This is a genomic window from Dolichospermum sp. LEGE 00246 (assembly GCF_015207865.1).
GTDB classification, from domain to species: Bacteria; Cyanobacteriota; Cyanobacteriia; order Cyanobacteriales; family Nostocaceae; genus Dolichospermum; species Dolichospermum heterosporum.
Window position 1 is genome coordinate 1 of the sequence record NZ_JADEWA010000296.1, and the last position, 6800, is coordinate 6800.

The following is a 6800-nucleotide window of genomic DNA, read 5'->3' on the forward strand; positions in this document are numbered from 1 at the left end:
GATATGGATATTTTTTAATAAAACAGTAAAAAAGACACAATATTTATGTATCTTTTAGAATTATAAGTGATATGTGAAGAATTCTAAAGATTTTTTGAAGATGGCAAAACTGCTTCTCCTCCCCCGTGAGGATATTTTCAGCCTTGCAGCCTTGGATCTGAGTAATGCCATAGAACATTATTTCATTGCAGCATTTCTGTTATTTGTAATACTAATACTCCGACAAATAGCTAAATCTAAACCTGTTCCTCCTTTTTCACGAGAGTCAGTAGCATCTACTTGTTGAAACTTACCAAAAATAAGCAATAAATGAAAAAAACGAACCACAGAGGCGCAGAGGACGCAGAGGGAGGAGAAATAGAGAGATTTCTTTTTCATTTCTGGGCGGGGAAACCTCACCCTACTTAGAATCTTTCTACTCCTGGGAATTGTTGAATGGAGGCTTTCGCTGCTTCTCCACAAGTGCGGGGTGTGGGGAAAATCTTGCCGGGATTTGCTAAACCTTGGGGATTAAATACCTGTCTTACCCATTGCATAGTCTCTAAATCAGCTTCGCTAAACATATCTGGCATATAGCATTTCTTATCAGCACCAATACCATGTTCACCGGAAATACTACCACCTACTCTTACGCATAGCCGGAGAATCTCTCCCCCTAATTCTTCGACTTTTTCTAATTCTCCATGTACAGAATTATCAAATAAAATTAATGGGTGCAAATTCCCATCTCCAGCATGAAAAACATTGGCAATAGGATAACCATATTCATGACTTAATCTCTCAATTTCTTGGAGGACATAAGGTAATTGAGTCCGAGGAATTACGCCATCTTGCACATAATAATCAGGGCTAATATGTCCCGCAGCCGCAAAAGCCGCTTTTCTGCCTTTCCATAATTTTAATCTAGTTTCTGGGTCACTAGCACTGGTGACATTTCGTGCCCCATTTTGGCGACAAATTTCTATAACTCGCTGTTTATTTGCAGAAACTTCTACTTCTAAACCATCAATTTCTACTAATAAAATAGCTGTGGCATCACGGGGATAACAATTAGTGGCAACAACATCTTCTACAGCATTAATACTAATATTATCCATCATTTCCATGCCACCAGGAATAATCCCCGCGCTGATAATATCAGAAACAGTGGCAGCCGCAGCATCTACGCTGGTAAAATCTGCGAGTAATACACAAATTGATTCGGCACTTTTGAGGATTTTTAAGGTGATTTCTGTGGCAATCCCTAATGTTCCTTCTGAACCGACAAATACACCTGTTAAATCATAACCCGGCATTTCAGGAATTTGTCCACCAACATCAACTATTTCACCGTCAGGAAGCACAAGTTTTAAACCTAAAACATGATTTGTTGTTACACCATATTTTAAACAATGGACTCCCCCAGAATTTTCGGCAATATTGCCACCAATGGAACAAATAATTTGACTGGAAGGGTCAGGGGCAAAATAAAACCCAGCACCGCTAACTGCTTGTGTCACCCAACTATTAATTACTCCTGGTTGCACTACGGCCCGTTGATTTTCTACGTCAATGCTGAGGATTTGTCGCATTAAAGAAGTGACAATCAAAACGGAATTTTCTGTTGGTAAAGCACCACCAGATAAACCTGTTCCTGAACCTCTAGCGATAAAAGGAACGGAGTATTGATTGCAAATTTTGACAATTTCTGATACTTGTTCTGTGGTTCTGGGTAATACTGCAACTGGGGGACGTTGTTTGTAGCTGGTTAAACCGTCACATTCATAGGTGAGGAGTTCTTCTTTACGTTGAACTACGCCTTTTTCACCAACTACAGCGACAAATTTTTTGATAATAGGTTTCCAGTTGATTTGTTTTTTATCTTGGGTAAGCATGGATTTTTATTTTGGATTTGTTTTACGCAGAGGCGCAGAGTCGCAGAGAGTAAGAGTTTATAATCTTTGATTTTTTAATTTCACTCTGGTAAGTCTGCATTGATTCTCAATGGGGGGTGTACAATCGGATATAGTATTATACTAAACCTTATTGATTTTGATAATACGGCTTTAGCCATACTTGTTTTTATGAATTTTCGTGATGAGTTTAAATTGTTACTCCGCGCCCGTTATCCGTTGATTTATATTCCTACTTATGAGGAGGAACGGGTAGAGGCGGCGATTCGGGAAGAGGCGACAAATCAAGGTAATCGTCCGGTGTATACTTGGGATTTTGTGGACGGTTATCAGGGTAGTCCGAATGATGTGGGGTTTGGTAAACGCAATCCTTTACAGGCTTTGGAGTTTGTGGAAAAGTTGACTGCCGCTGCACCTGCGGTATTGATTTTACGAGATTATCATAGATTTTTGGATGATGTGGCTATTTCTCGCAAACTCCGTAATTTAGCCCGACTCCTGAAATCCCAACCGAAAAATATTGTCTTATTATCCCCTCGCGTTGCTATTCCTGATGATTTAACGGAAGTGCTGACGGTGGTTGAGTTTCCTTTACCTAACGCCCCGGAAATCAAAACGGAGGTGGAACGGTTGTTACAAGCTACTGGAAATCCACCTGTTGGCAAGTTTTTGGATGATTTGGTGCGTTCTTGTCAAGGGTTGTCTATGGAAAGAATCCGCCGGGTATTGGCGCGAGGAATCGCCACTCATGGACAATTAGAACCAGAAGATGTAGATTTAGTTTTGGCAGAAAAGCGGCAAACTATCCGCCAAACCCAAATTCTTGATTTTTACCCCGCCACTGAAGAAATTACTGATATTGGTGGTTTGGATAATTTGAAGGATTGGTTAATTCGGCGTGGGGGTTCGTTTAGCGAAAAAGCCCGACAATACGGTTTACCTCATCCTCGTGGGTTAATGTTGGTGGGAATTCAGGGAACTGGGAAATCTTTAACCGCCAAGGCGATCGCTCACCATTGGCACTTACCTCTGTTACGATTAGACGTAGGGCGGCTATTTGGCGGTTTGGTGGGTGAGTCAGAATCCCGCACTCGGCAAATGATTCAAGTCGCAGAAGCGCTCGCTCCCTGTATACTCTGGATTGATGAAATTGATAAGGCTTTTTCTGGTTTGGGTAGCAAAGGTGATGCGGGAACTACAAGCCGAGTATTTGGGACTTTTATTAATTGGTTAGCGGAAAAAACTTCCCCTGTCTTTGTCGTAGCTACTGCTAACGATATTCAGGCTTTACCACCAGAAATGTTACGAAAAGGGCGATTTGATGAAATTTTCTTTGTCGGTTTACCCAGCCAAGAAGAAAGAAAAGCTATTTTCAATGTGCATTTATCCCGATTGCGTCCCCATAATTTGAACAGCTATGAAATCGAGAGATTAGCCTACGAAACTCCCGATTTTTCCGGTGCAGAAATTGAACAAACGTTAATTGAAGCCATGCACATTGGCTTTAGTCAAAACCGTGATTTCACCACTGATGATATTTTAGAGGCTGCCAGTCAAATTATCCCCTTAGCGCGAACCGCTGTGGAACAGATTCAAAAACTCCAAGAATGGGCAGCCGCCGGTAGGGCGCGTCTAGCATCTAAATATAGTCCTTTAAGCGATCGCATTCAACGTCAATTATAGGAGTTAGGAGGTAGGGGCGCGGGGACCGCGCCCTTTATCAGAAGTAAGAAAAGAAAGAAGGAAGAAGGAAGAAGAAAAAACTAACCAATTACCAATTACCAATTACCAATTACTAATTCCCTACTATATGCTGACAAACTTACTTAAAGTTATACTCGGTTTTGTCTTAGCGATCGCAGTTTTATTAGGTACTGGCTTAACAGTTGCCCTCTATTTTGTTAACCGTACCGCCGTAACTCCTCCCAAGCCAATGTATCCTAATGATAATCCTTCTTTTCAAGCCAAAAAGCCCAAAGCCATTGCCAAATCCCCATCTAAAAAACTAGCTACTCCCAACCCCACATCTAGCCCTACACCCACAGAATCACCCAAACCACTACCACCAGATGCCTACGAAGGAACTGTCACTTGGGCAGATGGGTTAAGTATGCGGTCTGAACCAGACACAAATTCTTCCACTACTGGTGGAGTTGGTGGTAATAAAAAAGTAATTATTTTAGAAGAAAGTGCCGATAAAAAATGGCAAAAAATCCGCATTCCTGATACTGATAAAGAAGGTTGGGTAAAATCAGGTAATATTCAACGTTCTCAGTAAGTAGCAATATCTTTAATTTCTTCTATTAACCTCCTTGTAACGCTATGGACTTGAATGAAAGTATGAATTTGTTTCACGCAGAGACGCAGAGGCGCAAAGAATAAGAGTGTGAGAAAGGGAATTTTTGATTTTCATACCACCATTATCCAATGCCCGTAAAGCCTGTAGGGGCGCAGTCCCTGCGCCCTAAATTATATTGCATAAACCGTGATTACCACTATAACCTAATTTTGGATTTTAAATATGCAATTAAAAATCTCCTAACCCCTAACAAAACCGCGTTTAATTTGTTCCCGTTCAATCGCTTGAAATAAAGCCAGAAAATTACCTTCGCCAAAACCTTGGGCAAGAGAACGACGTTCAATAAACTCAAAGAAAAAAGTTGGTTTAAAAAAAATTGGTTGACTAAAAATTTGCAATAATAACTGCCCTGGTTGAGAATCTTCATGCCAGTCTACCAGAATTTCTTGGTCAGATATGGCTTGCAATTCTTCAGTTGACAGAGAAAACTTATATCGTTGTTGGAGTTGGAAATAGTAATTTTGAGGAACAGACAGAAAAGATAAACCAGCAGCCCGAAACCGAGAAATTGCATCAACAAGATCAGGTATTAATAAAGCAATATGTTGAATACCTGCACCTCTGTTCACCTCCAAAAACTCCTGAATTTGCGAACTAGGTGAAGCCGGTTCATTAATTGGTAATTGAATATTGCCATTAGGAGAAATCATTACCTGACTATGCAAACCGGAACGATCAGTTTTAATATTAAAACTTTGTTGAGGTTGAAAATCAAATATTTTTTCATACCAATTAACAGCAATTGCCAACTCACCCACACCCACATTTAAAACTAAATGATCAATAGCAGTAATGAAATGACGGGAAATATTGTCAACCTCTACTATTTTTGCCTTTTCCCTACTAATTAACGTATGATTTAAACCACCCCAAGCAGCAATTTTAGCATACTGACAAAATCCACCATCTTGAACAGGTTGGAGAATCCTTGCACCATTGCTTATAGCCCTTGCTATCACATCTTCCACGTCATCAACTACAAAAGCTATATCAGCCACACCAGGAGGATGTTCACGTAAAAACTCAGCCACCGGACTAGTCGGTAAAATTGCAGAAGAAAGCAAAAAGTAGACAGATCCACTTTTCACCACTTCTGTACAAGTATGTAAGGATTTTGGATGATGAAAAAACCTGGGAAAAATACCATCATTCACTGCTTGAAAACCAAGACAATATACAAACCAATCTCGCCACCTTTGGGCATCTTCGACATAAAAGTGAACGTGATCAATTTGCAGCATAATTTCTTTTAAATCCAGTATTTACTATCACCTTGATCTATCACATACTAAAAAAATAAATGACTCTCAGGTTGAATATTAATTTCCATAGGTATAGCCTGTGGTTCAGCCGATAAAGCATAAAAAATAGCACTTGCCGCAGTCTCACAACTCAGCATCTTACTCCGATCTACTTTTAAATTTACCTTATCCCAAAAAGGAGAATCTATCCCTCCAAAGTAAAAAAGTGTCATTTTCACCCCAAAACGTTTCAGTTCTTCCGCTATACATTTACTAAAACCCACCACACCGAACTTAGATGCAGAATAAGCCGCAGCCATAGGCATTGAATGTTTACCAAGAATACCGACAACATTACAAATATGACCAGATTTCCGTTTTTGCATCTCCTTCGCTGCTGCTTGAGTCGTGTAAAAACAGCCTTTTAAATTTAGATCCAGCATTGCTTCTAAATCTGCCGATTCAATGTTGTTGTAGGCTTTGAGAATCCCCGCTCCGGCTGCATTTACCAGGACATCAATTTGTCCAAACTGGGATATTGTTGCTTGGATTAACGCTTCCACCTGTTGCGGTTGAGTAATATCGGTGGGAACTGTCAGCACATTTGCTGATAATCCATTTGCTAATGCAGCTAAACTTTCCCCGTGCCTAGCTGCAAGTACCAACCGCGCACCAGTGGAGGATAACTTACGAGTTAAGGTAGCACCAACACCACCAGTAGCACCGACAATGACAATAACTTTATCTTGTAGCATCATTATATTTACATTTCTTTACAGACTATATTTATAGTACAGTCTATCTCGGTATTCTGGGTTTAATCAGAAGAAGGAGTCAGAAAGAGGGAAGAAGGAAAAAAGTCTCTACCACTTCCTCTAACATACCTCTAAGATACAAGGTTGGGTTGAACAAAGTGTTCGCGTAGCCTGAAGGCATAACCCAACATTAGCGAGAGGATAGTAAGCTGTTACGCAGCTAAATTTGATAACCATAATTTACTTGAACTTTGTAGTGCGGGCATCTTGCCCGCTAGAATTATACAAACTAAATGCACAACAGCTTAGGAGGTGTTGGGTTATGGCTATGGCTCCTACGTCGCCACGCAAGCTATCGCCACACTTCTTAAACGTCCCTCACCCATCCTTGTATCTTAGAGGTATGTTAGAGGAAGTGTTAGAGCCGGAAAAAAGAATGATTAACCTAAGTAGGTGAACACAATAAAACCAAACTGTGTGAGAGGGTGTTTTAAAAGTTATGGTTGATGTATCAAATATTTTTTACCCCACCCTAACCCTCCTGTCTCTTATA

The 6800-nt window shown here is 40.4% G+C and carries 6 protein-coding genes; 2 read left to right on the forward strand and 4 right to left on the reverse strand.

Annotated features, from left to right (window positions below; all coding sequences use genetic code 11):
* Nucleotides 1–177: 177 nt before the first annotated feature.
* Both IQ228_RS17745 and glcD read right to left on the reverse strand, forming a co-directional pair.
* The gene (locus tag IQ228_RS17745; protein WP_193963769.1) at nucleotides 178–327 is read right to left on the reverse strand and encodes a hypothetical protein; all 150 of its coding nucleotides are present in this window, start codon (nucleotides 325–327) and stop codon (nucleotides 178–180) included.
* Between the two features lie 77 nt (nucleotides 328–404).
* Nucleotides 405–1874 (reverse strand): glycolate oxidase subunit GlcD, encoded by a 1470-nt coding sequence (gene glcD, locus IQ228_RS17750; RefSeq protein WP_027404492.1) that lies wholly within the window; start codon nucleotides 1872–1874, stop codon nucleotides 405–407.
* A gap of 189 nt (nucleotides 1875–2063) precedes the next feature.
* On the opposite strand from glcD, the gene IQ228_RS17755 reads away from it, so the two are divergent.
* Nucleotides 2064–3575, forward strand: coding sequence for an AAA family ATPase (locus IQ228_RS17755; protein WP_027404491.1), 1512 nt, complete (start codon nucleotides 2064–2066; stop codon nucleotides 3573–3575).
* A gap of 127 nt (nucleotides 3576–3702) precedes the next feature.
* Entirely contained in the window at nucleotides 3703–4170 is a 468-nt protein-coding gene (locus IQ228_RS17760) for an SH3 domain-containing protein (protein ID WP_027404490.1), read from the forward strand.
* Between the two features lie 260 nt (nucleotides 4171–4430).
* On the opposite strand, the gene hppD is transcribed toward IQ228_RS17760, so the two are convergent.
* On the reverse strand, nucleotides 4431–5492 hold the full coding sequence (gene hppD / locus IQ228_RS17765; protein ID WP_173401726.1) for a 4-hydroxyphenylpyruvate dioxygenase: 1062 nt from the start codon (nucleotides 5490–5492) through the stop codon (nucleotides 4431–4433).
* A gap of 47 nt (nucleotides 5493–5539) precedes the next feature.
* A complete protein-coding gene (locus tag IQ228_RS17770; protein WP_027404488.1) occupies nucleotides 5540–6250 on the reverse strand; it encodes an SDR family oxidoreductase in 711 nt (236 codons plus the stop codon).
* Nucleotides 6251–6800: the final 550 nt, after the last annotated feature.

What these genes read in the sequence shown, in the direction of transcription:
- glcD (WP_027404492.1), bottom strand. Translation starts at nt 1,874, where the DNA reads ATGCTTACCCAAGATAAAAAACAAATCAACTGGAAACCTATTATCAAA.
- IQ228_RS17755 (WP_027404491.1), top strand. Translation starts at nt 2,064, where the DNA reads ATGAATTTTCGTGATGAGTTTAAATTGTTACTCCGCGCCCGTTATCCG.
- IQ228_RS17760 (WP_027404490.1), top strand. Translation starts at nt 3,703, where the DNA reads ATGCTGACAAACTTACTTAAAGTTATACTCGGTTTTGTCTTAGCGATC.
- hppD (WP_173401726.1), bottom strand. Translation starts at nt 5,492, where the DNA reads ATGCTGCAAATTGATCACGTTCACTTTTATGTCGAAGATGCCCAAAGG.
- IQ228_RS17770 (WP_027404488.1), bottom strand. Translation starts at nt 6,250, where the DNA reads ATGATGCTACAAGATAAAGTTATTGTCATTGTCGGTGCTACTGGTGGT.